The organism is Streptomyces olivaceoviridis, from assembly GCF_014650115.1.
In the GTDB taxonomy this organism is placed as follows: domain Bacteria; phylum Actinomycetota; class Actinomycetes; order Streptomycetales; family Streptomycetaceae; genus Streptomyces; species Streptomyces olivaceoviridis.
The window spans coordinates 38,006-59,888 of the sequence record NZ_BMUI01000009.1 but is presented as its reverse complement, the minus strand read 5'-3'; the positions used below and the strand labels follow the sequence as shown (position 1 = coordinate 59,888).

Annotated in this window: 24 protein-coding genes; 9 read left to right on the top strand and 15 right to left on the bottom strand. The window is 71.6% G+C overall.

What is annotated here, in order from left to right; all coding sequences use genetic code 11:
- Positions 1-121: 121 nt before the first annotated feature.
- Positions 122-745 (top strand): peptide deformylase, encoded by a 624-nt coding sequence (gene def / locus IE273_RS18965; protein ID WP_189816390.1) that lies wholly within the window; start codon positions 122-124, stop codon positions 743-745.
- On the opposite strand, the gene IE273_RS18960 is transcribed toward def, so the two are convergent.
- Positions 746-2,029 carry a geranylgeranyl reductase family protein gene (locus IE273_RS18960; protein WP_189816389.1) on the bottom strand — a complete coding sequence of 428 codons (1,284 nt, stop codon included), beginning with the start codon at positions 2,027-2,029 and terminating at the stop codon, positions 746-748.
- A gap of 99 nt (positions 2,030-2,128) precedes the next feature.
- Between IE273_RS18960 and IE273_RS18955 the strand changes: the two genes are divergently transcribed.
- Positions 2,129-2,647 (top strand): GNAT family N-acetyltransferase, encoded by a 519-nt coding sequence (locus IE273_RS18955; protein ID WP_189816388.1) that lies wholly within the window; start codon positions 2,129-2,131, stop codon positions 2,645-2,647.
- A 109-nt stretch (positions 2,648-2,756) separates the two neighbouring features.
- A complete protein-coding gene (locus IE273_RS18950; RefSeq protein ID WP_189816387.1) occupies positions 2,757-3,074 on the top strand; it encodes a PASTA domain-containing protein in 318 nt (105 codons plus the stop codon).
- Between the two features lie 51 nt (positions 3,075-3,125).
- On the opposite strand, the gene IE273_RS18945 is transcribed toward IE273_RS18950, so the two are convergent.
- Genes IE273_RS18945 through IE273_RS18930 form a run of 4 tightly spaced genes read right to left on the bottom strand, consistent with a single transcriptional unit; the run spans position 3,126 to position 7,500 of the window.
- A complete protein-coding gene (locus IE273_RS18945; protein WP_189816386.1) occupies positions 3,126-3,818 on the bottom strand; it encodes a demethylmenaquinone methyltransferase in 693 nt (230 codons plus the stop codon).
- Entirely contained in the window at positions 3,815-4,933 is a 1,119-nt protein-coding gene (locus IE273_RS18940; protein WP_189816385.1) for an acyltransferase family protein, read from the bottom strand. Before IE273_RS18940 ends, IE273_RS18945 begins: the two co-directional genes overlap by 4 nt.
- A gap of 1 nt (position 4,934) precedes the next feature.
- Positions 4,935-7,172, bottom strand: a complete 2,238-nt coding sequence (locus IE273_RS18935) for a bifunctional polysaccharide deacetylase/glycosyltransferase family 2 protein (RefSeq protein WP_189816384.1) — start codon at positions 7,170-7,172, stop codon at positions 4,935-4,937.
- Positions 7,173-7,191: 19 nt separating this feature from the next.
- A complete protein-coding gene (locus IE273_RS18930; protein ID WP_189816383.1) occupies positions 7,192-7,500 on the bottom strand; it encodes a hypothetical protein in 309 nt (102 codons plus the stop codon).
- Positions 7,501-7,739: 239 nt separating this feature from the next.
- Here IE273_RS18930 and IE273_RS18925 point away from each other — a divergent pair, with 239 nt between their 5' ends.
- Positions 7,740-8,747: a chitinase gene (locus IE273_RS18925; protein ID WP_189816382.1), complete on the top strand. Its 1,008-nt coding sequence runs from the start codon at positions 7,740-7,742 to the stop codon at positions 8,745-8,747.
- 18 nt (positions 8,748-8,765) lie between these two features.
- Here the strand turns inward: IE273_RS18925 and IE273_RS18920 are convergent, their stop codons facing one another.
- From IE273_RS18920 to IE273_RS18905, 4 genes are all read right to left on the bottom strand, one after another.
- The gene (locus IE273_RS18920) at positions 8,766-9,371 is read right to left on the bottom strand and encodes a hypothetical protein (protein WP_189816381.1); all 606 of its coding nucleotides are present in this window, start codon (positions 9,369-9,371) and stop codon (positions 8,766-8,768) included.
- A 7-nt stretch (positions 9,372-9,378) separates the two neighbouring features.
- Positions 9,379-10,578: a cyclic dehypoxanthinyl futalosine synthase gene (gene mqnC / locus IE273_RS18915; protein WP_189816380.1), complete on the bottom strand. Its 1,200-nt coding sequence runs from the start codon at positions 10,576-10,578 to the stop codon at positions 9,379-9,381.
- Between the two features lie 72 nt (positions 10,579-10,650).
- Positions 10,651-11,418, bottom strand: a complete 768-nt coding sequence (locus IE273_RS18910; RefSeq protein WP_189816379.1) for a prepilin peptidase — start codon at positions 11,416-11,418, stop codon at positions 10,651-10,653.
- Positions 11,419-11,468: 50 nt separating this feature from the next.
- Positions 11,469-12,317 (bottom strand): menaquinone biosynthetic enzyme MqnA/MqnD family protein, encoded by an 849-nt coding sequence (locus IE273_RS18905; protein ID WP_189816378.1) that lies wholly within the window; start codon positions 12,315-12,317, stop codon positions 11,469-11,471.
- 287 nt (positions 12,318-12,604) lie between these two features.
- Between IE273_RS18905 and IE273_RS18900 the strand changes: the two genes are divergently transcribed.
- Positions 12,605-12,808 (top strand): cold-shock protein, encoded by a 204-nt coding sequence (locus IE273_RS18900; RefSeq protein ID WP_003992177.1) that lies wholly within the window; start codon positions 12,605-12,607, stop codon positions 12,806-12,808.
- 101 nt (positions 12,809-12,909) lie between these two features.
- On the opposite strand, the gene IE273_RS18895 is transcribed toward IE273_RS18900, so the two are convergent.
- On the bottom strand, positions 12,910-13,473 hold the full coding sequence (locus IE273_RS18895; protein ID WP_189816544.1) for a helix-turn-helix domain-containing protein: 564 nt from the start codon (positions 13,471-13,473) through the stop codon (positions 12,910-12,912).
- 69 nt (positions 13,474-13,542) lie between these two features.
- On the opposite strand from IE273_RS18895, the gene IE273_RS18890 reads away from it, so the two are divergent.
- Positions 13,543-14,247, top strand: coding sequence for an AzlC family ABC transporter permease (locus IE273_RS18890; RefSeq protein WP_189816377.1), 705 nt, complete (start codon positions 13,543-13,545; stop codon positions 14,245-14,247).
- A complete protein-coding gene (locus tag IE273_RS18885) occupies positions 14,244-14,558 on the top strand; it encodes an AzlD domain-containing protein (protein WP_189816376.1) in 315 nt (104 codons plus the stop codon). The genes IE273_RS18890 and IE273_RS18885 overlap by 4 nt, the downstream gene beginning before the upstream one ends.
- Here the strand turns inward: IE273_RS18885 and IE273_RS18880 are convergent.
- On the bottom strand, positions 14,555-16,225 hold the full coding sequence (locus IE273_RS18880; RefSeq protein ID WP_189816375.1) for a serine/threonine-protein kinase: 1,671 nt from the start codon (positions 16,223-16,225) through the stop codon (positions 14,555-14,557). The two genes, IE273_RS18885 and IE273_RS18880, sit on opposite strands and share 4 nt — an antisense overlap.
- 83 nt (positions 16,226-16,308) lie before the next feature.
- Between IE273_RS18880 and IE273_RS18875 the strand changes: the two genes are divergently transcribed.
- The gene (locus IE273_RS18875) at positions 16,309-16,941 is read left to right on the top strand and encodes a class I SAM-dependent methyltransferase (protein ID WP_189816374.1); all 633 of its coding nucleotides are present in this window, start codon (positions 16,309-16,311) and stop codon (positions 16,939-16,941) included.
- Here the strand turns inward: IE273_RS18875 and IE273_RS18870 are convergent.
- Both IE273_RS18870 and IE273_RS18865 read right to left on the bottom strand, forming a co-directional pair.
- Entirely contained in the window at positions 16,897-17,154 is a 258-nt protein-coding gene (locus tag IE273_RS18870; protein ID WP_189816373.1) for a DUF397 domain-containing protein, read from the bottom strand. The genes IE273_RS18875 and IE273_RS18870 overlap by 45 nt on opposite strands.
- Positions 17,151-18,014, bottom strand: coding sequence for a helix-turn-helix domain-containing protein (locus IE273_RS18865; protein WP_229887287.1), 864 nt, complete (start codon positions 18,012-18,014; stop codon positions 17,151-17,153). The genes IE273_RS18870 and IE273_RS18865 overlap by 4 nt, the downstream gene beginning before the upstream one ends.
- Positions 18,015-18,121: 107 nt before the next feature.
- Between IE273_RS18865 and IE273_RS18860 the strand changes: the two genes are divergently transcribed.
- Positions 18,122-18,586 (top strand): ATP-binding protein, encoded by a 465-nt coding sequence (locus IE273_RS18860; RefSeq protein ID WP_189816372.1) that lies wholly within the window; start codon positions 18,122-18,124, stop codon positions 18,584-18,586.
- On the opposite strand, the gene IE273_RS18855 is transcribed toward IE273_RS18860, so the two are convergent.
- Entirely contained in the window at positions 18,537-19,418 is an 882-nt protein-coding gene (locus IE273_RS18855) for a LysR family transcriptional regulator (RefSeq protein WP_189816371.1), read from the bottom strand. The two genes, IE273_RS18860 and IE273_RS18855, sit on opposite strands and share 50 nt — an antisense overlap.
- Before the next feature lie 214 nt (positions 19,419-19,632).
- The gene (locus IE273_RS18850) at positions 19,633-21,573 is read right to left on the bottom strand and encodes an AMP-dependent synthetase/ligase (protein WP_373309368.1); all 1,941 of its coding nucleotides are present in this window, start codon (positions 21,571-21,573) and stop codon (positions 19,633-19,635) included.
- Positions 21,574-21,883: the final 310 nt, after the last annotated feature.

Sequence of the window (21,883 nt, the reverse complement as noted above, 5' to 3'; positions counted from 1 at the left end):
ACCGCCGCGAGCTGCCCCTGACGCGCCTCGCCTCGTCCCCGACACGCCTCTCCCCCCTCCCTGGCATGCTCTGCCCGGGCCGCCGTCCGGTGGTCCGTCGCCGAGCGAAGGAGTCCACGCGATGCCACGCGTGTTCGTACAGGGAAGTCCCGCCGACCACTACCCGCGGTACGCCCCCGAGGCCGGGCGGGGCGCGGTGCGCCGCATCACCGAGGTCGGCGAGGAGGTGCTGCACAGGCCGTGCCGGGACGTCACGGAGTTCGGGCCCGACCTCGCCGCGCTCATCGACGACACGTTCCGCACCATGTACGTCGCCGAGGGCGCCGGGCTGGCGGCGAATCAGGTCGGGGTTGATCTGCGGCTGTTCGTGTACGACTGCCCCGATGACGACGGAGTCCGACATGTCGGGCACATCGTCAATCCGGTGCTCGAAACGCCCACGACCGGGCGACGGCTGCTGGACGAGGGCGAGGGGTGCCTGTCGGTTCCGGGTGCCGTGATGGCCGTACCGCGGCCCGATCGGGCCGTCGTGCGCGGACGGGACAGGGACGGCGGCGTCGTCGTCATCGAGGGCACCGGGTACTTCGCGCGGTGCCTGGCCCACGAGACCGACCACACCAACGGGTACGTCTATCTGGACCGGCTCTCGAAACGGGACAAGAAGGACGCGCTGCGGCAGATGGCGGACCGGCGGGACGCGGTGTACGCGCGCCGGGCCGCCAACGCCGCGGCCTTCAGCTCCTAGTCACGCCTTCGGGGCCACCTTGCTCAGGCCGTTGATGATGCGGTCCATCGCGTCGCCGCCCGTGGGGTCGGTGAGGTTCGCCAGCAGCTTCAGGGTGAACTTCATCAGCAGCGGGTGGGTCAGACCGCGCTGGGCGGCGATCTGCATGACCTTCGGGTTGCCGATGAGCTTCACGAAGGCGCGGCCGAGCGTGTAGTAGCCGCCGTAGGTGTCCTTGAGGACGCGCGGGTAGCGCTGGAGGGCGATCTCGCGCTGGGCGGGCGTCGCGCGCGCGTGGGCCTGCACGATGACGTCGGCGGCGATCTGGCCGGACTCCATGGCGTAGGCGATGCCCTCGCCGTTGAAGGGGTTCACCAGGCCGCCGGCGTCACCGACGAGCAGCAGCCCGCGCGTGTAGTGCGGCTGGCGGTTGAAGGCCATGGGCAGGGCGGCGCCGCGGATCGGGCCGGTCATGTTCTCCGGGGTGTAGCCCCAGTCCTCCGGCATGGAGGCGCACCACGCCTTGAGGATCTCGCGCCAGTCCAGCTCCTTGAAGGAGGCGGAGGTGTTCAGCACGCCGAGGCCCACGTTCGACGTGCCGTCGCCCATGCCGAAGATCCAGCCGTAGCCGGGCAGCAGGCGGTCCTGGGGGCCGCGGCGGTCCCACAGCTCCAGCCAGGACTCCAGGTAGTCGTCGTCGTGGCGGGGGCTGTGGAAGTACGTCCGGACGGCGACGCCCATGGGGCGGTCCTCGCGGCGGTGGAGGCCCATCGCCAGGGAGAGGCGGGTGGAGTTGCCGTCGGCGGCGACGACGAGCGGCGCGTGGAAGGTGACCTCGCGCTTCTCCTCGCCGAGCTTGGCGGTGACACCGGTGATGCGGCCGGTGCGGTCGTCGAGGACCGGGCCGCTGACGTTGCAGCGCTCGTACAGGCGGGCACCGGCCTTCTGGGCGTTGCGGGCGAGCTGCTCGTCGAAGTCGTCGCGCTTGCGGACCAGGCCGTAGTTCGGGTAGGCGGCGAGGTCCGGCCAGTCGAGCTGGAGGCGGGAGCCGCCGCCGATGATGCGCAGGCCCTTGTTGCGCAGCCAGCCGGCCTCTTCCGAGATGTCGATGCCCATGGCGACGAGCTGCTTGACCGCGCGTGGGGTGAGGCCGTCGCCGCACACCTTCTCGCGCGGGAACTCGGTCTTCTCCAGGAGCAGGACGTCGAGACCGGCCTTGGCGAGGTGGTACGCGGTCGTGGAGCCGGCTGGCCCCGCGCCCACGACGATCACATCGGCGGTGTGGTCGGAGAGGGGCTCGGTCACGGCGGGATCTCCCCAAGGTTTCGAAATCTGCGTGCCGACCGGCACTGGACATGGGCAGTCTATTCAGCGGACTTGATCGACTGGCTGAAGGGCTGCCCTGTGAAGCGACCTCTCCCCGCGGTACGGCTGCGCGTCCCCACGCACGAGGACGCGGTCGCCTGGCACCGGGTCTTCGCCGACCCGGAGGTCATGGAGTTCCACGGCGGCAGGCCGGCGGAGCTGTCGGTGTACGAGGAACTCACCGCGCGCCAGCGCCGGCACGACGCGGAGCACGGCTTCTGCCTGTGGACCCTGCTGGACGACTCCGACGAGGTCATCGGCTTCACCGGCGCGCAGCCGTGGCGGCCGGACTGGGGCCCGGTCGGCGAGACGGAGATCGGCTGGCGGCTCGGGCGGGCGCACTGGGGCAAGGGGTACGCCACCGCGGCGGCGCGGGAGACGCTGCGGCGGGTGCGGGAGGCCGGGGTGCCGGGGGTGGTGGCGATGGTCCGGCAGGGCAACGAGCGGTCGATCGCGGTGACCCGGCGGCTCGGCATGGAGCGGGCGGAGACCTACCCGCACCCCACGCTGGACGAGCCGGCCCTGTGTTTCCGGCTCCGCTTCCCTCACGCTCCGTAGCCGTCTGTCACCGAAAGGTACCGAAGCCTTCCGGCCGGGCCGGGCGGGAGTTACCCTGCCAGTACCGCTGGGGGTGACATCTGTGCCTATACCACCCAAAACACCCGAAGTGCGCGTCCCGCATCTGGTCGGTCTGATGGCCGTGGACGCGCGCGAAACGGCCAGGGCGCGGGGTCTGTTCCTCAACGCGCCGGACCGCCCGGACTTCCACCGCACCGTCGTCGACTACGTCGTACGCCAGTACCCGCAGCCCGGTGCCGAGGTGCCGCCGGACTCGATGGTCTACGTGTGGTTCGACTTCGGTGAGGGCGAGGGCGGCGGAGGCGTGCGTGAACCACGCGTTCCACGGCCCCCGACGGGCGGACTGCGACGGGAGCTGGAGCAGCCCGGCGACCCGTACGCGGTGGCCGGATTCGGCTCCTCCTGAAGCTCTCCTCGAAGCCCCGGCCCACCCGGGGCCCGCCGCTCCTCGATGCCGCTACTCCTTGAAGCCCCGGTGCAGCGCGACCACCCCGCCGGTGAGGTTGCGCCACGCCACCTTGGACCAGCCCGCCTTGCCCAGCCGCTCGGCGAGCGCGGGCTGGTCGGGCCAGGCCCGGATGGACTCGGCGAGGTAGACGTACGCGTCCGGGCTGGACGACACCGCGCGCGCGACCGACGGCAGCGCCCGCATCAGGTACTCGGTGTAGACGGTGCGGAACGGCGCCCACGTCGGATGGGAGAACTCGCAGATCACCACGCGTCCGCCGGGCCGGGTGACCCGGTACATCTCGCGCAGCGCCGCGTCCGTGTCCTGCACGTTGCGCAGCCCGAAGGAGATCGTCACCGCGTCGAAGGTGTCGTCCTTGAAGGGCAGCCTCGTCGCGTCGCCCGCCGTGAACGGCAGCCAGGTGTGCTTCTTCTTGCCGACCTGGAGCATGCCGAGGGAGAAGTCGCAGGGGACGACGTACGCGCCGGTCCGCGCGAAGGGCAGCGAGGAGGTGGCCGTCCCGGCGGCGAGGTCCAGGACCTTCTGCGCGGGGCGCGCGTCGACCGCCCTCGCCACCTCCTTGCGCCAGCGCCGGTCCTGGCCGAGCGACAGCACGTCGTTCGTCAGGTCGTACCGTTCCGCCACGTCGTCGAACATCGAGGCGACTTCGTGCGGCTGCTTGTTCAGGGAAGCGCGGGTCACCCGCCCATTCTTGCAGCCCGCCCTCCCGGCAGGAGCGTCGGCTTCCTGCGTGCCGCGACGTCCTCCACCCACCCGCACGCCGGCACGAAGAAGGCGATCAGCACCCAGCCGACGCCGAACAGGAACCACTGGCTGTCCAGCGGGAGGTACGTCTCGAAGGCCGGCACGTCCCAGAGCCGGTCGATCAGCGGGACGGCCAGCACCAGCGCGATCTGGTGCCAGAGGTAGATCGTCACCGCGCGGGCGTTGAACACGGTGACCGCGCGGTCCAGGCGCCGGAACCGGGCCAGAGCGGCGAAGCCGATCCCGAAGCGCGCCTTCGCCCACATCAGCAGCGTCACGAAGCCGGCCGACCAGAACGCCTGCGCGAGGGGGTTCTCGTCCAGGTCGTACGTCCCGAAGTCCGCCTGGTGCCCGAAGGCGTACCAGGCGCCGTAGCCGAGGGCCGCGAGCGACAGGACGATCACCAGGACCGGCTTCGCCCGCTGGAGCACGCCGTCGCGGTGGGCGAAGCCGAGCATCCAGCAGAAGAGGTACGTCGACAGGTCCCACAGGGCGCTGCCCAGCCGGTTGTCCGGGCCGGACCAGACGAAGCCCAGCACCAGGACCGGCACGAGGGACAGCACCAGGACGGGGACCGGGGCGAGCCGGAAGAGCCGCAGCAGCGGCGGGGAGAGCAGCACGAACCAGAGGTAGGTGCGCAGGTACCAGAGGATCTCCCAGGCCTGCTCGCCCCACGCGTTGCCCGGCGGGTCGCCGAGCGGGACGACCCAGTAGACGATCTGCCAACCCGGCATCCAGCCGTGGACCAGCATCGCGAGGACCACGAAGGAGCCCCAGAACCAGAACGGGGGCAGGAGCCGTCTGAGCCTGCTCCTGAGGACCTTCGGGGCCGGGCGTTCAAGGGACTTCGCCATCAGCGTCCCGGCCAGGGCGAACATGATGCCCATGGAGGGGAACACCAGCCCGCACCAGGCCCACCCGAAGGTGTGGTAGGTCACCACCCGGACCAGCGCCAGGGCCCTGAGCGTGTCGAAGTAGCGGTCGCGCCCGGCGGGCTCGGGCCGGGACGGCCGTACGGCGGCAACGGTCCCGGTTCTGCTGTGCGCCCCCATCTCAGCCCGCCCCCGCCGGTGTCCCGACCTCGCCCGTCCGCTTCAGCTTCTGCCAGCGCAGCCGGCCGCCCGTGAGCGCGGTGACGCAGGAGTGGATGAGCACGAGGTACATCATCTGGCGGTAGGCCAGTTGTTGCAGGGGCATCATCAGGAGGTAGCGGTACTTCTCGCGGTCGAGGCGGAAGGCGTAGGCCGCGCAGAGGAGCTGGACGCCGAGGACCGCCAGCCAGGCCAGCAGGGCCGCCCGGAAGTCGACGAAGATCATGGAGTAGGCGGTGAAGACGTCGATGAGCGGGGCGAAGAGCGGCGTGACCACCTGGAAGACCACCACCAGGGGCATGCCGACGCGGCCGAAGCGGCCCGACGGCCCCCGGTCCGTCAGGGACTCGCGGTGCTTCCACAGGGCCTGCATGGTGCCGTACGACCAGCGGTAGCGCTGGGACCAGAGCTGCCCCAGGGAGCCCGGCGCCTCCGTCCAGGCCCGGGCGTGCTCCTGGTAGACGACCCGCCAGCCCGCGCGGTGCATGGCGATGGTGATGTCGGTGTCCTCGGCGAGGGTGTCCTCGCTCATGCCGCCGACCGCCAGCACGGCGTCCCGGCGGAAGGCGCCGATCGCGCCCGGGATGGTGGGCATGCAGCGCAGCAGGTCGTACATGCGCCGGTCGAGGTTGAAGCCCATCACGTACTCGATGTGCTGCCAGGCCCCGATCACCGTGGTGCGGTTGCCGACCTTGGCGTTGCCTGCGACCGCGCCGACGGACGGGTCGGCGAACGGCTGCACCAGGTAACGCACGGTGTCCGGTTCGAAGACCGTGTCGCCGTCCATCATGACGACGATGTCGTACGACGCGTCGCGCACGCCGTTGTTCAGCGCGGCCGGCTTGCCGGCGTTCTCCTGGCGGACCACCCGGACGTTCGTCATGCCGAGCGACTCGGCCGCGTCGCGCGCGATCCGCGAGGTGCCGTCGGTGGAGCCGTCGTCCACCACGATGATCTCGATCGGGTGGGTGCTGCGCGCCAGCGACTGGAGGGTGTTGGCGATGCACTCCTTCTCGTTGTACGCCGGGACGATCACGCTCACCGGCCCGGTGACCGGAGGGCCCCAGGCGAACCGGCGTCCGTTGCGCTGCCGGTGGTGGCGGCGGGCGAGGACGAGCATCATCGCGAAGCGGCCCAGCACGGCCACCCCGACGATCGCCAGCCCGACCGACAGCGTGGGTACGGTCCACTCGGCGACGGCCACGGCCGCGACGAGGGCCTTGCCCTCGTAGAGGGTCAGGCCGGTGGCCTGGTGGTGGGCGGCCTGGAGGCGCAGGCCGGCCGGCGTGCCGCCGCCCGCCGCCTGCCGGTCCGCCGCGCGCTGCCGCTCCATGACCCCGCTGATGGTGGTGAAGGTGTAGCCCTTCGCCTTCATCTTCTCGATGTACCGCGGCAGCGCCGCGATCGTCTGCGAACGTTCGCCGCCCGCGTCGTGGAAGAGCACCGAGGTACCCCGGGTGCCCTTCGGGGTGGCCCACTTCACGATGTCGGAGACGCCCGGCCGCTTCCAGTCGTCGCTGTCGGTGTCGACGAAGACGCTGGTGTAGCCGTCCTTGCCGAGCCTCTGGTAGACGGGCCAGCTGTAGTTGTCGACGGCGTCCGTCTCGGAGGAGTACGGCGCCCGGAACAGGGTCGTGGTGATGCCGGCCGCACCGGCGAGGGCGAGCTGCGTCTGCTCCATCTCGCGGTCGACGCGGGACGCGGACTGGTACGACAGGTCGACGTGCGTGAACGTGTGGATGCCGACCTCGTTGCCCTGCTCGACCATCGTCCTCACGATGCCGGGGTAGCGCGACACCATCGAGCCGACCAGGAAGAACGTGCCGGGGACGTCGTACTTCCGCAGGATGTCCAGGACCTGTGGCGTCCAGGTCGGGTCCGGGCCGTCGTCGAAGGTGAGGGCGATGGTCTTGGCGGGGACGGAGACCGTGGTGGCCTGGCCGCCCCGGAAGGTGAGGATCGGGCCGCCGTCGAGGATCGCGTCCGGGACCTCGCTGGAGTCGGCCCCGCTGCGCACGCGCTGGTCGCCGCCGACCTCGGCGCGCAGATACCCGTCGAGCAGCATCACGCAGGTCAGCGCGAGCAGGAGCAGGAGGGCGAGGACGACGCGGGGGCGTTGCAGCGCCGCGGCCCTGCCTGCCGCGCGCTCGATGCGGGTGGGCGCGCGCCGGCGGCCCCGGGAGGATGTCGGAGTGGTCATGACTGCCGCTGCGCTCCGGTCAGTTGGCGTCCGCGGACGCGGAGGCGGAGGCGGACGGGGTCGTGGACGCGGTGGGGGAAGCCGTCGGCCGGATGGTGTCCGGCAGGTCCGCCTGGCGGCCGATACCGCCCTCCGGCCGTATCCGCCCGGGCGCCCGGCCGCCCTCGGCGCTGGTGCCGAAGGGCAGCAGGGACGACGGGTTCAGCGAGGTGCCCCAGCCCATGAAGGCGGCGGCGAGCACGCCCGCGTAGGCGAGGCAGACGGCGCCGAGGAACAGGCCGAGGCGGCGCAGCACCTTCGACCGGCGTCCGGTGGTGTCAACGAACACGGGTCCCCCGGTGGACCCGTTGCCATGTTCGCGGCGACGACCGCGCCCGGCGGCGCGAGTTTCGATGGCGGGTTCGGATTGCATTCCCCGGATATTAGAGAGCCTTTATGTGGCAATTTCTCGGGAATTCTTGTGAGCCACCCGAGGTTCTTGTGAGCCGCCCATGAAGGCGCCTTGAGCCTGTCGGCGAGCTGAGAGAACGCACGGAATCCACACCCTGGTGTGAGAGATTTCCCCCCATGAGGAGTCCACTGAGGCCGCTGGCCGGGGCCGGCTGCGCGGTCGCGCTCGCGGTGACGGGTTGTTCCGCCGAGGCCACGAGCGCACCGCACGCCACCGCCTCCAGCACCGCCGCCGCCCCCGCCACCAGCACCGATTACGCCCCCTACGTCAGCGCCACCGAGGCTGCGGCCACCGACTCCGCCGGGTCCCCGGCGACGTACAACCTCGCCTTCGTGATCTCCGGTGGCAGTGGCTGTACGCCGAAGTGGAACGGCACCGAGGCGATCACCGACTCCGCCGTGACGTCCCGGATATCCGCGCTGAGGAAAACCGGTGCCGGGGTCCGCGTTTCGTTCGGCGGCGCCTCCGGAAAGGAGTTGGCCGCCGCCTGCGACAGCGTTGCGGATCTCGCCGCCGCCTATGGCGAGGCACTGGACGCGGCCGGTTCCGGCGAGGCCGACTTCGATATCGAGGGTGACGAGCTCACGAACTCCGCTTCCGTCGACTTGCGTTCGCGGGCGATAGCGCGGTTGCAGGCGGAACGCCCGGACCTGAAGGTCTCCTTCACCCTTCCGGTGATGCCCTCGGGGCTCGACACGGACGGCCTCGCGCTGCTGGAGTCCGCCAACACGTACGACGTCCAGGTCTCCACGGTCAATCTCATGACCATGAACTACGGCGAGTCGTACGACGGTGACATGGGGGACTACGCCGTGGCCTCCGCGACCGCCGCGCACGCCCAGCTGACGAAGGTGTTCGGGCTGTCGGACCCGAACGCCTGGCGGGGCATGGCGCTGACCTCGATGATCGGCGTCAACGACGTGGCCGGCGAGACGTTCACGCTGTCCGACGCGGCGCAGGTGCGGACGTTCGCGGAGCGGAAGGACGTCGCCTGGGTGTCGATGTGGTCGGCGTTCCGGGACCGCGCGTGCGAGGACGGGCGGTCCGGGCAGGACGACGCGGCCACGGATTGCAGCGGAGTGAGCCAGACGTCGGGTGCCTTCGCGCGCCGCCTCTCCGGCTGAGCGGACCGCTGTGGCGGCTCAGCGGCGGCGGAACACCAGCCGTCCCGCCACCACCGTCGCCACGCACGTCCCCGCGCCCCGCTCGGCCAGCTCGTCCTCGTCGCGTACGTCGAAGACGGCGAAGCGGGCGGCGGAGCCCTGACGGCGTTCGGTCGCCGGCATGGGGGGCCGGGCGGAGCCGAACGGGTCCAGGGAGGGCGGGTCGTCAGGGGTGTCCAGCCGTCCCACGGTCCCGAGCCCGGTGCGTCGTACGGCGTCCCGCACCGCGCGGCTGCGGAAGGGCTCGCAGGCCACGGCGACCGTGCCGTACGCCAGCATGCGCTGGATGCCCCGCCGGGCACTCGCGCCCCAGCGGGCGTCGTCCAGGGTGAGCAGGGCGAGCGCGTCCCCGGTCAGCGGCTCGGTGCCGAGCTCGTCGGCCTCGCGTGGGTCCGGGTGGTACGTCCGCTCCAGCAGCTCGTTGCCGTAGAGGTTGACGAACCCGGGCGTGAGGATGCCGGGCCAGGCGCGCACCCGCACGCGTGGCTGCGCGGCGGTCAGCTCCTCCAGGGGACCGACCGCCTCGATCCACTCCCCCTTGACGAGGAAGGCGTGCCCCCTGGAGTCCGCGTGAATCGTCAGCACGGCGGCCCTAGTTCGACGCGAGCAGCTTCAGCTCGGGGTGGGCCGTGCCGCCCTCGATGGCCGTGGAGGAGATGTGGGAGACCACGCGGTCGTCCACGGGGTCGTTCGCCGGGTCGTCGTGCACGACCAGGTGCTCGTACGTCGTCGCGCGCTGCGCCGGGACGCGGCCCGCCTTGCGGATCAGGTCGATGATCTCCAGGCGGTTGGAGCGGTGCTTGGCACCGGCCGAGGAGACCACGTTCTCCTCCAGCATGATCGAGCCGAGGTCGTCCGCGCCGTAGTGCAGGGACAGCTGGCCGACCTCCTTGCCGGTGGTGAGCCACGAGCCCTGGATGTGCTGGACGTTGTCCAGGAAGAGGCGGGCGATGGCGATCATCCGCAGGTACTCGAAGAGGGTCGCCTGGGTACGGCCCTTCAGGTGGTTGTTCTCGGGCTGGTAGGTGTACGGGATGAACGCGCGGAAGCCGCCCGTGCGGTCCTGGACGTCCCGGATCATCCGCAGGTGCTCGATCCGCTCGGCGTTGGTCTCGCCGGTGCCCATCAGCATGGTGGAGGTGGACTCGACGCCCAGCCGGTGCGCGGTCTCCATGATCTCCAGCCAGCGCTCGCCGCTCTCCTTGAGCGGCGCGATGGCCTTGCGGGGGCGCTCGGGGAGCAGTTCCGCGCCGGCGCCGGCGAAGGAGTCCAGGCCGGCCTCGTGGATACGGGTGATGGCCTCTTCCACCGAGACCCCGCTGATCCGGGCCATGTGCTCGATCTCGGACGCGCCCAGGGAGTGGATGACGAGCTGCGGGAAGGCATCCTTGATGGCCCGGAAGTGCTTCTCGTAGTACTCGACGCCGTAGTCCGGGTGGTGGCCGCCCTGGAACATGATCTGGGTGCCGCCGAGCTCGACGGTCTCGGCGCAGCGGCGCAGGATGTCGTCCAGGTCCCGCGTCCAGCCCTTCTCCGTGTCCTTGGGGGCCGCGTAGAAGGCGCAGAACTTGCACGCCGTGACACACACGTTCGTGTAGTTGATGTTCCGCTCGATGATGTACGTGGCGATGTGCTCGATGCCCGCGTACTTGCGGCGGCGCACGGCGTCGGCGGCGGCGCCCAGGGCGTGCAGGGGGGCGTCGCGGTAGAGGACGAGCGCCTCTTCCGGGGTGATCCGCCCACCGGCAGCGGCACGGTCGAGGACAGACGTGAGGTCGGCCTTCTCGGTCACCAGGGTGTCCCTTTCGTCAAGGGTTGTGGACGGACTGAGTCAGCCTACGCCAGCCCCTTCTTCCGCCCGCGCTCAGGCCGCGTACGCGCCGATCAGCAGGCCGGTGAGGGCACCGGCGAGGAGGAACGGACCGAACGGCACGGCCGTCTTCCGGCCCGCCCGCCGGGCCAGGACGAGCGCGCCGCCGTAGAGCGCGCCGAACAGGAATCCGGCGAAGGTGCCGAGCAGCACGGTGGGCCAGCCGTACCAGCCGAGCACGGCGCCCGCGCCCACGGCCAGCTTCACGTCACCGAAGCCCATGCCGCCCGGGTTGACGCGGTACAGCACGTAGTAGCCGGCGCCCAGCGCGAGGGCGCCGTAGAGGGCGGTGCGCCAGTGACCGGTGTGTTCGGGGAGCAGGGCGGCGAGGCCGAGCAGGGCGAGGGCGGTGGCGGCGAGCGGGAGGGTCAGCGGATCGGGCAGCCGCCGCACCCGGAGGTCGACGGCGGCGAGCAGCACGCCGACGGGCGCGAGCAGCAGCCACACCGCCAGCTCCGGGCGGGTGCCGGTGGCGGCGGTGAGGGCGGCGCAGACGAGGGCGGTGGCGGTGGCGAGCAGGGGCGCGGAAGGGGCGTACGGCTGGTACGACGTGACGGGCACGCGCCCCTCGGCTCCCCCGCGCGCGCATTCCCCGCAGCGGACCCCGCCCAGCCACCCCCGGACCGGGTGGTGGCCGCCGGGGCAGCGGTCGCGCCACGGCTCGCCGGACGGTACGGCGAAGCGGTAGGCGGCGCGGGGCAGCAGCGCCCCCGCCAGCGCGCCCCACAGCAGGGCGCCGAGCACCAGCATCCCCGTGGTCACCCCGCCCACGCTTCCCCCCTCGGCCGGCCCGTCCCGGGTTCCTACCCCGTTCAGGGCCGGAGCAGTTCCACCTTCACGTCGGCCGGGAAGCCGGTCGTCGGGCCGACCCGGCGGGCGAACTCGGCGACGGCCTCCAGCTGCGGTGCGCCGAAGCTGAAGTCGAGGGTGGTGAAGTACTGCTCCAGGGTGGCCTCGTCGAACTCCTCCCAGCGGGCGGCCTGTTCGGCGACCTTGTGCACCTCTTCCAGGGAGAGGTCGCGGGAGGCGAGGAATGCCTCGTGGACCTTGCGGGTGATGAACGGCTCGCGTTCCAGGTAGTCGCGGCGGGCCGCCCACACCGCGAAGACGAACGGCAGGCCGGTCCACTCCTTCCACAGCGCGCCGAGGTCGTGGACCTGGAGGCCGAAGCGGGGGCCGTCGAGGAGGTTGGCGCGCAGGGCGGCGTCGCCGATGAGGACGGCGGCCTCCGCCTCCTGCATCATCAGGCTGAGGTCGGGCGGGCAGGTGTAGTAGTCGGGCTGGACGCCGTACCGCTCGGCGAGCAGGAGCTGGGCGAGCCGGACCGAGGTGCGCGAGGTCGAGCCGAGGGCGACCCGGGCGCCGTCGAGCCGGTCCAGCGGGACCTGCGAGACGATCACGCAGGACATCACCGGGCCGTCGCAGCCGACGGCGATGTCGGGGAAGGCGACGAGGTCGTCGGCGTTGCGCAGGAACTCGACCAGGGTGACGGGGCCGACGTCGAGGTCGCCGCGCACGAGCCGCTCGCTGAGTTTCTCCGGGGTGTCCTTGGTGAGCTCGAGGTCGAGGAGCGTGCCGGTTCTCGCGAGCCCCCAGTAGAGGGGCAGGCAGTTCAGGAACTGGATGTGGCCGACGCGCGGCCGGGTGCGAGAATTGTCCACATCGCGAGACTAGACCCCGGGGGGTACGGTGCTGGGACCGACCCCACCGCCGAACGGCCTAGCGGACGTTCAAACATCCGGGTGACGTGATCTTGACCCCTATTGCTTTCGGCTGCCCGGATGCTAGGCTTGCCGCAAGTTGCAGTTTGGTTTCCCTTGCAGTACAGAGCCTGCGGAGCATGTAACCGCAGGCTCTCGTCGTTTTCAGACGAATGCAGTCGTGCAGCACCGTTTCGCACTTGCAGGTTCTGGAGGCAGGGCAACCCTTTTGAGCCCAAGGAGGGCTTATGGCTACCGGAACCGTGAAGTGGTTCAACGCCGAAAAGGGCTTTGGCTTCATCGCCCAGGAGGGCGGCGGCCCCGACGTCTTCGTTCACTACTCCGCGATCAACGCCTCCGGCTTCCGCTCCCTCGAGGAGAACCAGCAGGTGAGCTTCGACGTGACGCAGGGCCCGAAGGGCCCGCAGGCGGAGAACGTCACTCCCGTCTGATCACTGCCTGATCGCAGAACCTGAGTGCAGTACCCAAGGAGCCCCGCGCCACCGGCGACGGGGCTCCTGCCTTTCCCCGTTCATTTCGTATTCACGAACACTCACATGTGCTGCATGATCAGCACAAACGTGGTCCCGGCCGCGAGCGCCTCGTACGCATGGGGCACGTCTCCCCGGTACGACATGTAGTCCCCGGGGCCGAGTTCCACGGCCTCGCCGCGCGGACCGGCTTTTACGGCCCCGTCGCTGACCACGATGTGCTCGACGGTCCCCGGAATGTGGGGCTCTGAATCCCGCACGGTCCCGGGCTCCAGCCACACGTAATAGATGTCCCGGCGCGCCCCCGGCGGGCTCGCCGACAGCAGCGCGGCCACATAGCTGGACCGCTCCGAGCCGACCGTGGGCCCCTCGCCGGCCCGGACCACCTGGACACTGGGCGCCGGTGACTCCACCAGCGCGCTGAACGGCACGCCGAGCGCCACCGCGAGCGCCCAGATGGTCTCCATGCTCGGGTTCCCGCTCGCGGCCTCCAGCTGGGACAGCGTGGACTTGGCGATTCCGGCGCGTTTGGCCAGCTCGGACAGGGACAGACCGGTACGGCCGCGCTCCCGCTTCAGGGACGCGGCGATCCACTCCATGGGGAGCCGGGCGGGCAGCTCGGACATCTTCGTTCGCTCCATCGGTACGATCGTTCGCCTTGACGGACAGGGCGCTCACTGTCCATCGTAGAGAACATGCGTTCGCCACATCGAACAACGCCCGCGCCCGGCACGGACCGCTCCCTCCTCCGCGACAGCTCGCTCGTCTGGCTGGCCAGCGGCATCGTCGGCGTCTCCTTCGGCGCCGTCTCCGTCGCCGGCGGGCTGCCGCTGTGGGTGCCGGTGCTGATGTCGCTGCTGGTCTACGCGGGATCGGCCCAGTTCAGCGCGGTGGGCGTGCTGCTCGCCGGGGGCGGCCCCGTGGCCGCCGTGGCCACCGGGCTGCTGCTCAACACCCGGACGGCGGCCTTCAGCCTCGCCGTGGCCGAGATCATCGGCACCAACCGCGCGACCCGCTTCCTCGGCGCCCACCTGGTCACCGACGAGACGGTCGCCTTCGCCCTCGCCCAGTCCGACCCGGTACGGCAGCGGCGGGCGTTCTGGATATCCGGGCTCGGCCTGTTCGCCGTGTGGAACACCGGCGTCCTGGCCGGCGGGCTCGCGGGCAGCGCCCTCGGCGACACCGCCCGCTACGGCCTGGACGCCGCGTTCCCCGCCGTCCTGGTCGCCCTGGTCCTCCCCGCCCTCCGCGCGGACGCGACGGTACGGCGGTGTGCCCTGCTCGGCGCCGCCCTGGCCCTGACGGCCACGCCCGCCGTCCCGGCCGGGGTCCCGGTCCTGCTGGCCCTGACGGGACTTGCCCTGCACCGCCGCCCGACCGACCGGGGAGCCGCCGCATGAACACCACGCTCGTCGTGATCCTCGCCCTGGCCGCCGGCACGTACGCCTTCCGGCTGGTCGGCCCGGTCCTGCACGGCCGGGTCACGGTCCCGCCCCGCGTGCAGGAACTGGCCTCGGCGGGCGCGGTGGTCCTCCTGGTCGCCCTGCTGGCCACGGGCGCGCTGACCGAGTCCGGCGGCTTCGCGGGCTGGGCCCGCCCCACCGGCGTCCTGGTCGGCGCCGCACTGGCCTGGCGCCGGGCACCGTTCGCCGTGGTGGTGCTGGCGGCGGCCGTGACGACGGCGGTGTTGCGGGGGGTGGGGGTGGGTTAGGCGGCGTTGCGCCAGACGGTCAGGTCACCCATGAGGAAGGCGATGTCGGGCATCGCGGTGGACTTCGTCTGGATCACGTACAGCCCGATGTCGCCCTCGTCGTCCTTCAGGCAGAACTCGGTCCCGTTCGTCGCACCGGCCAGCGTCCAGCTGTGCTTGGTGGCGTGCTTGAGGATGAGACGGCACTCGTCGAGGGTGGTGCCGTGTCCGCCGTACATCTGCATGAACACCACGCTGTCGCTCTTCAGTTCGCAGCCGATCGCCTGGCAGTCGAAGCGGATGTCACCCTTGCGGTCCCTCCGCTGGGGCTCCTGGTCCTTGAGGCTCAGCGAGGTCTTGGCGTCCAGCCACAACTGGGCGGACCCCTCCGGCCGCGGGTCCCGGGGAGAGGCCGAGGACCCGACGTCACCGGCACCCGGGGCGGACGCGTCCGAGGGACGGGACGAGGAATCCGACAAGGAGCCCGACGCCGACGCGGACGCCGACGAGGACGACCGTGGGGCAGATGCCGTGGCCGACGTCCGGGATCCCGCCGCGTCCCGCCCACTGGACCGGCCCTTCGCGTCCATGACCGACCACGCCAGGAGCGCCACCAGCAGCGCGCCGCCCGCCACACCCGCGACCGAGATCAGCGCGGCGCGCCGGCGGCGGGCCTTCCGCTCCTCCGGCGTCGGCTGCGGCCGGCCGACCGGCGCGGTCAGCGGCTGCTGAGCGTACGCCGGAGTGGGCACCGGCGGCTGCGCGTACGCCGGGGTCGGCTCCGGTACGGGGGCCGGGACCGCGACCTCCGGTCCGGTGATCTCCCGCCACACGGCCGGTCCCCCGCCCGCGTCGGCGTCCGCGCCCAGCCGCTGCCGGCACCACTCCACGACCTCCGCCGGAGTGGCCCGCTGCGCCGGATCGGCGGCCAGGCACCGCGCGAACAGCGGACGCAACGGCTCGGGCAGCAGATCGAGATCGGGTTCCTCATGCACGATCCGGTACAGCACGTTCACGGCCGGGCCGTCCCCGTACAGCGGTCTGCCCAGCGCCGCGAACGCGGCCGTCTGCCCGAGCGCGAAGACGTCGGTCGCCGCCGTCACCTCACCCCCGGACGCCTGCTCCGGAGCCATGAACGACGGCGTGCCGATCGTGCCGCCCGTCGCCGTGTACGAGGTCCCGTCGGCCGCCAGCGCGATACCGAAGTCGATCACCCGGGGCCCGTCGGCGGCCAGCAGCACGTTCGACGGCTTCAGGTCCCGGTGCACGATGCCCTCGGCGTGAATGGCCTCAAGCGCCTCGGCCACCCCCGCCACCAGCCACAGCACGGCCGCCACCGGCAACGGCCCGCGCCGGACCACGGCCTCCGTCAGGGACGGCCCCGGCACGTACAGCGTGGCCAGCCACGGCGGAACGCCGTCGGCATCGCCGTCGATCAGCTCGGCGGTATAGGCCCCCCGGACCCGCCGAGCCGCCTTGATCTCCCTGCCGAACCGCCGCCGGAAGTCCGGATCGTCCGCCAGTTCCGGCCGTACGACCTTCAGCGCGACGGGCCGTCCGCCCTGCGTGTGGGACAGGTAGACCCGGCCCATACCGCCCGCGCCCAGCCGCGCGGCGAGCCGGTAGCCCGCCACCACGGGTGGGTCGTCCGCCTGGAGTGGCTGGAACACCTCCGTCGACTGGTTCACCGGCCCGTACCCCCCAGTTGATGCGTCGGCCAACGACAGCAGCCTAAGCGGAGTGTCAGTGCGGGCCGCTACGGTCCCTCCCCATGACCGACACCCGCGCCTTCTACGACACCATCGCCGAGGACTACGCCGTCCACTTCCGCGACCCCCTCGCCGAACGGCCCCTGGAGCGGGCCCTCCTCAGCGCGTACGCCGAACAGGTCGGCCCCCACGGCACGGTGGCCGACCTCGGCTGCGGCCCCGGCGACGTCACCGCCCACCTCGCCGGTCTGGGCCTGTCCGTCTTCGGCGTCGACCTCTCCGACGCCATGATCGCCATCGCCCGCCGCCGGTACCCCGCGCTGCGGTTCGAGCAGGGCTCCATGCGGGAGCTGTCCGTCGCCGACGGCTCGCTGGCCGGGGTGGTGTCCTGGTACTCCAGCATCCACACACCTGTGGACGAACTCCCGGACCTGTTCGCCGAGTTCCACCGGGTACTGGCCCCCGGCGGGCGGCTCCTGCTCGCCTTCCAGGTGGGCGACGTACCGCTCCGCCTCGAACGCCCCTTCGGCCATGACGTGGCTCTGGACTACGAGCGGCGCCGCCCCGAGCAGATGGCGGAGCTGTTGCCGGGGGCGGGCTTCACCGTCCGCTCCACCACCGTGCGGGGGCCCGAGGTGACGCGCGGCGAATCACCCGTCCCGCAGGCGTTCCTTCTCGCCCAGAAGGAAGGCTGACCAGGCGGACGGGGTGACGGTGAGGTGGGCGGCGAGGGGTTGCTTCGAGTCGCGGATGTGGATGGCGGTGGGGTGGGCGGCCACTTCTAGGCACTGGCCGCCTTCGCCGTCGCTGTAACTGGACTTGCGCCAGGTGTAGGCGAGTTCGACGCACTCGCCGCCCCCGCCGCTGCTGTAGCTGCTCTTGAACCAGCTGAGTTCGTCACTGCTCATAGCCGTCCCCGCAGTTTCTCAATCAGGTCCAGCGACTCGCTGGGACGCAGGGCCTGCGCTCTCAGGAGCCCATAACGTTCGGCCAAGACGCCCACTTCTTCCGCGTCGCTGATGAGCCGTGGATACGTGTGGATCTCCACGTACGCTACCTGTTCCCCTTTGCGGACCGTCAGTAGGTTGAACGGCCCGTCCATGCTGGGCTGTTCGGCGCGGTCCATCGGCATGACCTGAAGCTCGACGGTACGCAAACCGCCGATCCTCAGCAGGTTCTGGAGCTGCTGCGCGTGCACCTCCGGGCCACCCAACGGGCGCAGCAGCACGCTCTCGTCGAGTACGAAGCTGAAGGTGGCGGACGGCCAGACGTCGAACTTCTGCTGTCGGGCCATCCGATCCGCCACCCGCTTCGCAATCGCCTCCTCGCTCAGCAAGGGCCGCCACTGCGCGAAGACGGCCTCGGCGTACGCCTCCGTCTGGAGCAGACCCGGCACCAGCAGGTTGCTGTAGACGTGTAGGGCGGAAGCCTGCTCCTCCAGCGCCGCATAACCCCGGTACCACTCAGGATGCCGCGTCCGCGCCCTGGTCATCGCCTCCTCCACCTCAGGAATCACCGCGATGAACATGCCGTTGGCGCCCAGGATCTCGTCGGCCCGCCGCAGGAACTCCGGCCTCGGCGTACGCACCCCACGCTCCATGGCCGAGATCTGATCGGGGCCGTACCCCACCAGCTGGCCGAACTCCCGCTGGTTCAGCCCCGCCCGCTCCCGAATCAACTTCAGCTGCTTGCCCAGCACGGCGAACACCGCAGCCGACCCGTTCTCCTCCGCCGGCGTCTCCGGCCTCCGCTCGCTCTCCTCCGTCACGCCATCCTCCGACTGACCCGTACTCCCACGAGACGCACCCGTACGACTACGGACAGTCGCCGGGTCTCCCCTGGTCAGCGTAGGGAGAAGTGACCACTGTCGGTGATGTGAACGTAGAAATCTCCACCCCCACAACCGAACTCGTCCAACGGCTCAGCTCCACGCCCCGAGGCGCCCGCCTGGCCCGTCGGCTCACCGGTACCGCGCTCGCCACCTGGGGATACCCCCACGACGGCGACCTCAGCCACACCGCCCAGCTCATCGTGGCCGAACTCGCCGCCAACGCGGTCACCCACGGTCGCGTACCGGGCCGGGACTTCGAACTGCGGCTCGCGCTGCTCCCCGCCAAGGACACCTTGCGTATCGAGGTGAGTGACGCCCGGGGTGACCGCGCCCTGCGGTTCCTGGACGGGCGGCTGGAGGACGAGAACGGCCGGGGTCTCGTGATCGTGCAGGTGCTGGCCACGCTGTGGGGCGTGTCCGAGCGGGACGTCGGCAAGACGGTGTGGGTGGAGCTGGCGCTCAGCGCAGGGCGGCGACCGTGTCCGCGAAGGCCCGGGCCGGCGGGCTGAGCGCGTCCCAGCGGCGGACGGCCCAGCCGACGGGGAGGGGACGGAGGCCGGGGAGCGGGATCAGGCGGAGTGGGCCGTCGCCGGGGACGGGCAGTCCCGGTACGGCCGGTACGACCGCCCTTCCGATCCCCAGCTCGGCGAGCAGCAGGGCCGTGTCCCAGTCGGCCACGTTCGGCTCGTAGGCGAACCGGACTCCCCGCTCGGCGCACGCCGCTTCCAGGTGGGCGGCGGACGTGGAGTTCGGGGGGAGCCGGATGACCCGGGCGCCGGACAGCTCGGCCGGGTCCAGGTACGGGCGGCCGGCCAGCGGGTCGTCCGCCCGGACCGCGAGGAGCCACGGCAGCTCCGCGACCGTCCGCTGCTCGATGCCCCGGACCGGCGGGCCGATGGTGATCCAGGCGAGGTCCAGCGTGCCGTCGGCGAGGGCGTCGAAGCTGCCCCGGCCCGAACTGACCGTCCGGAACTCCAGGTTGACCTTGGGGTGGCGGCGGCGGAACGTGACGACCGCGTCGGACATGAAGTGCCGGACGGTCGTCGCGCCGGTGGCCACGCGGACGTACCCGCTGTGGCCGTCGACCAGGTCGCGGAGCTGTCGTACGGCGACGTCCAGGGCGTTGATGCCCTCGTCCGCGGCGGCCTCCAGTATCCGGCCGGCCTGCGTCGGCACGACCCCGCGCGACCGGCGTTCCAGCAGGGCCACACCGGTCTCCCGCTCCAGCCGCTTGACGTGCTGGCTGACGGCGGACTGGGTGCGGCCGAGGTCACGGGCGACCGAGCTGAGGTTGCCCGCACGGCACACGGCGATGAACACGCGGAGGTCTTCCAGGGTCACAAGACCCAAGCTAACACTGGGGCTTGATGAGGAAACCCAAGGATTGACTGGGCTCGGCACAGCGCGCGAGGATCGTGCGCGGGCCGCGACCGACCCAGGCGGCAACCCGCTCCCCGCCCCGCCGAGTCCGGAGGAGGTGGGACCAGCGAGGAGCGGGTGCCGACCGTCGCCGGTGCTGTGAGGTGACCGTTGGGCCGCGGCCGGTAACGGGCCCTCAGCGCTCGTACAACCCCTCCACCTCCGCCGCGAAGTCCCGCAGGATCTGGTCCCGGCGCAGCTTCATGGACGGGGTCAGGTGGCCTGCCGCCTCGGTGAAGTCGGCCGGGAGGACGGCGAAGCGGCGGATGGACTCGGGGCGCGAGACCATCCTGTTGGCCTCGTCCAGCGCGCGTTGCAGGACCGCGCGCAACTCCTCGTCCTCCATGAGGAGTTCCGGCGGTACCGGGTGCTTGCCGATCATCTGGCGCCAGTGCGTGATGCCGTCGCGGTCGAGGGTGATCAGCGCCGCGACGTAGGGGCGGCCGTCGCCCACCAGCATCACCTGGGAGATCAGCGGGTGCTGGCGCAGCCAGTTCTCCAGCGGGGCCGGGGCCACCGACTTGCCGCCCGCCGTGATCAGGAGTTCCTTCTTGCGGCCGGTGATGGTCAGGTAGCCCTCGTCGTCCAGTTCGCCGAGGTCGCCCGTCGGCAGCCAGCCGTCGCGGGTCGCCGGGACCACTCCGCCCGCCTGGGGGTCCCAGTAGCCGCGCAGCACGTGGTCGCCGCCGATCAGGATCTCGCCGTCCGCCGCGATCCTCACCCGCGTGCCGGGCAGCGGCCAGCCGACCGTGCCGAGACGGGGTTTCAGCGGCGGGGTGACCGTGGAGGCGGCGGTGGTCTCCGTGAGGCCGTAGCCCTCGAAGATCTCGATGCCGGCGCCGGCGTAGAACGCGGCGAGGCGCCGGCCGAGCGGGGAGCCGCCGCAGATGACGTACCGGACGCGGCCCCCCATGGCGGCGCGGATGCGGCGGTAGACGAGAGGGTCGTAGAAGGCGCGCTGTGTCTTCAGGGCGCGGCCCGGACCGTTGCCCGCGCCGGTCTGGCGGGCCTCCAGCGCCTCGCCGTAGCGCTGGGCCACGGCCGCCGCGCGGTCGAAGACCGACGCCCGGCCGCCGGCCTCCGCCTTGGCGCGCGCCGTGTTGTACACCTTCTCCAGCATGTAGGGGATGGTCAGCAGGCAGGTCGGCTTGAAGGTGTCCAGGTCCGGGAGGAGGTCCCGCGGGGCCAGGCTGGGGGCGTGGCCGAGGCGGACCCGGGCGCGGACGCAGGCGATGGCCACCATGCGGCCGAAGACGTGGGACATGGGGAGGAAGAGCAGGACCGAGGGGTCTTCGCCCTTCGCCTTGAAGACCGGGTGGAGGAGTTCGATCGCGTTGTCGACCTCGGCGAAGAAGTTGCCGTGCGAGAGGGCACAGCCCTTGGGCCGGCCGGTGGTGCCCGAGGTGTAGATCAGGGTGGCGAGCGTGTCGGGGCCGAGCATGCCCCGGCGTACGCCGGTCTCGCCGTCCGGCACCGGTGCGCCCGCGTCGGCGAGCCGGGCCACGTGGTCCTTCTCCATCACCCACACGTGGCGCAGGTCGGGCAGGTGGGCGAGTTCGGGCCCGATGGCGGCGGCCTGGGAGGCGGTCTCGGTGACCAGGGCGACCGCGCCGGAGTCGTGCAGGATCCAGCGGGCCTGGAAGGTGGAGGAGGTCGGGTAGATCGGGACCGTGACCAGGCCGGCCGCCCAGGCGGCGAAGTCGAGCAGGGTCCACTCGTACGTCGTGCGGGACATGACGGCGATGCGGTCGCCGGGCATCAGCCCTTCGGCGATCAGGCCCTTGGCCACGGCCTGCACCTCGGCGGCGAAGCGGGCGGCCGTCACGTCCGTCCAGCCGCCGTCGGAGCGCTTGCGGCTGAGGACGACCTGGTCGGGGGCGGTCTGCGCGTTCTCGTACGGGATGTCGGCGAGGGAGCCGCGGGTGACCGGGGGGACGAACGGGGGGACCGCCACTTCCCGTACGGCCCCGTCGAGCCGGCGTATCTCGGGTTCGACGAGGACCGGGCGGCCGTCGTAGTCGATGGCGGAGACCGGGGTGCCGGAGGAGGCGGACGGGGTCGGGTACGACGTGGACACGGGCGGCTCCTCTGGCGTGCGTGCACCTGCGGCGAGCCTCACGGGAGGCGGTTACCGCTGGTTAGGCAGGTGATCGTACGGCTCCACTGTGAGGGGGTTGTGCGGGTTCGGGGAGGGTCCGGGGCCGGGGATGTGCAGCCTCGGGGGTTATGTGACGGGTGCTCACCTTCCCCCGCCACGCGCCCGGCCCCGCCTGGCCCCCCGCACCCGCCGGCCCGAAGCCAGGGGTGTGGCGGTGACTCACCCGGCAGTGGTCCACTGTGCCTTACCTTCGGTAACATTACTCCAGAGTAAGCACAACTCAGCTCTT

Coding starts and splice junctions, on each gene's coding strand:
- IE273_RS18925 (WP_189816382.1), top strand. CDS start 7,740: ATGAGGAGTCCACTGAGGCCGCTGGCCGGGGCCGGCTGCGCGGTCGCG.
- IE273_RS18935 (WP_189816384.1), bottom strand. CDS start 7,172: ATGACCACTCCGACATCCTCCCGGGGCCGCCGGCGCGCGCCCACCCGC.
- def (WP_189816390.1), top strand. CDS start 122: ATGCCACGCGTGTTCGTACAGGGAAGTCCCGCCGACCACTACCCGCGG.
- IE273_RS18875 (WP_189816374.1), top strand. CDS start 16,309: ATGACCGACACCCGCGCCTTCTACGACACCATCGCCGAGGACTACGCC.
- IE273_RS18870 (WP_189816373.1), bottom strand. CDS start 17,154: ATGAGCAGTGACGAACTCAGCTGGTTCAAGAGCAGCTACAGCAGCGGC.
- IE273_RS18940 (WP_189816385.1), bottom strand. CDS start 4,933: ATGGGGGCGCACAGCAGAACCGGGACCGTTGCCGCCGTACGGCCGTCC.
- IE273_RS18885 (WP_189816376.1), top strand. CDS start 14,244: ATGAACACCACGCTCGTCGTGATCCTCGCCCTGGCCGCCGGCACGTAC.
- IE273_RS18900 (WP_003992177.1), top strand. CDS start 12,605: ATGGCTACCGGAACCGTGAAGTGGTTCAACGCCGAAAAGGGCTTTGGC.
- IE273_RS18895 (WP_189816544.1), bottom strand. CDS start 13,473: ATGTCCGAGCTGCCCGCCCGGCTCCCCATGGAGTGGATCGCCGCGTCC.
- IE273_RS18890 (WP_189816377.1), top strand. CDS start 13,543: ATGCGTTCGCCACATCGAACAACGCCCGCGCCCGGCACGGACCGCTCC.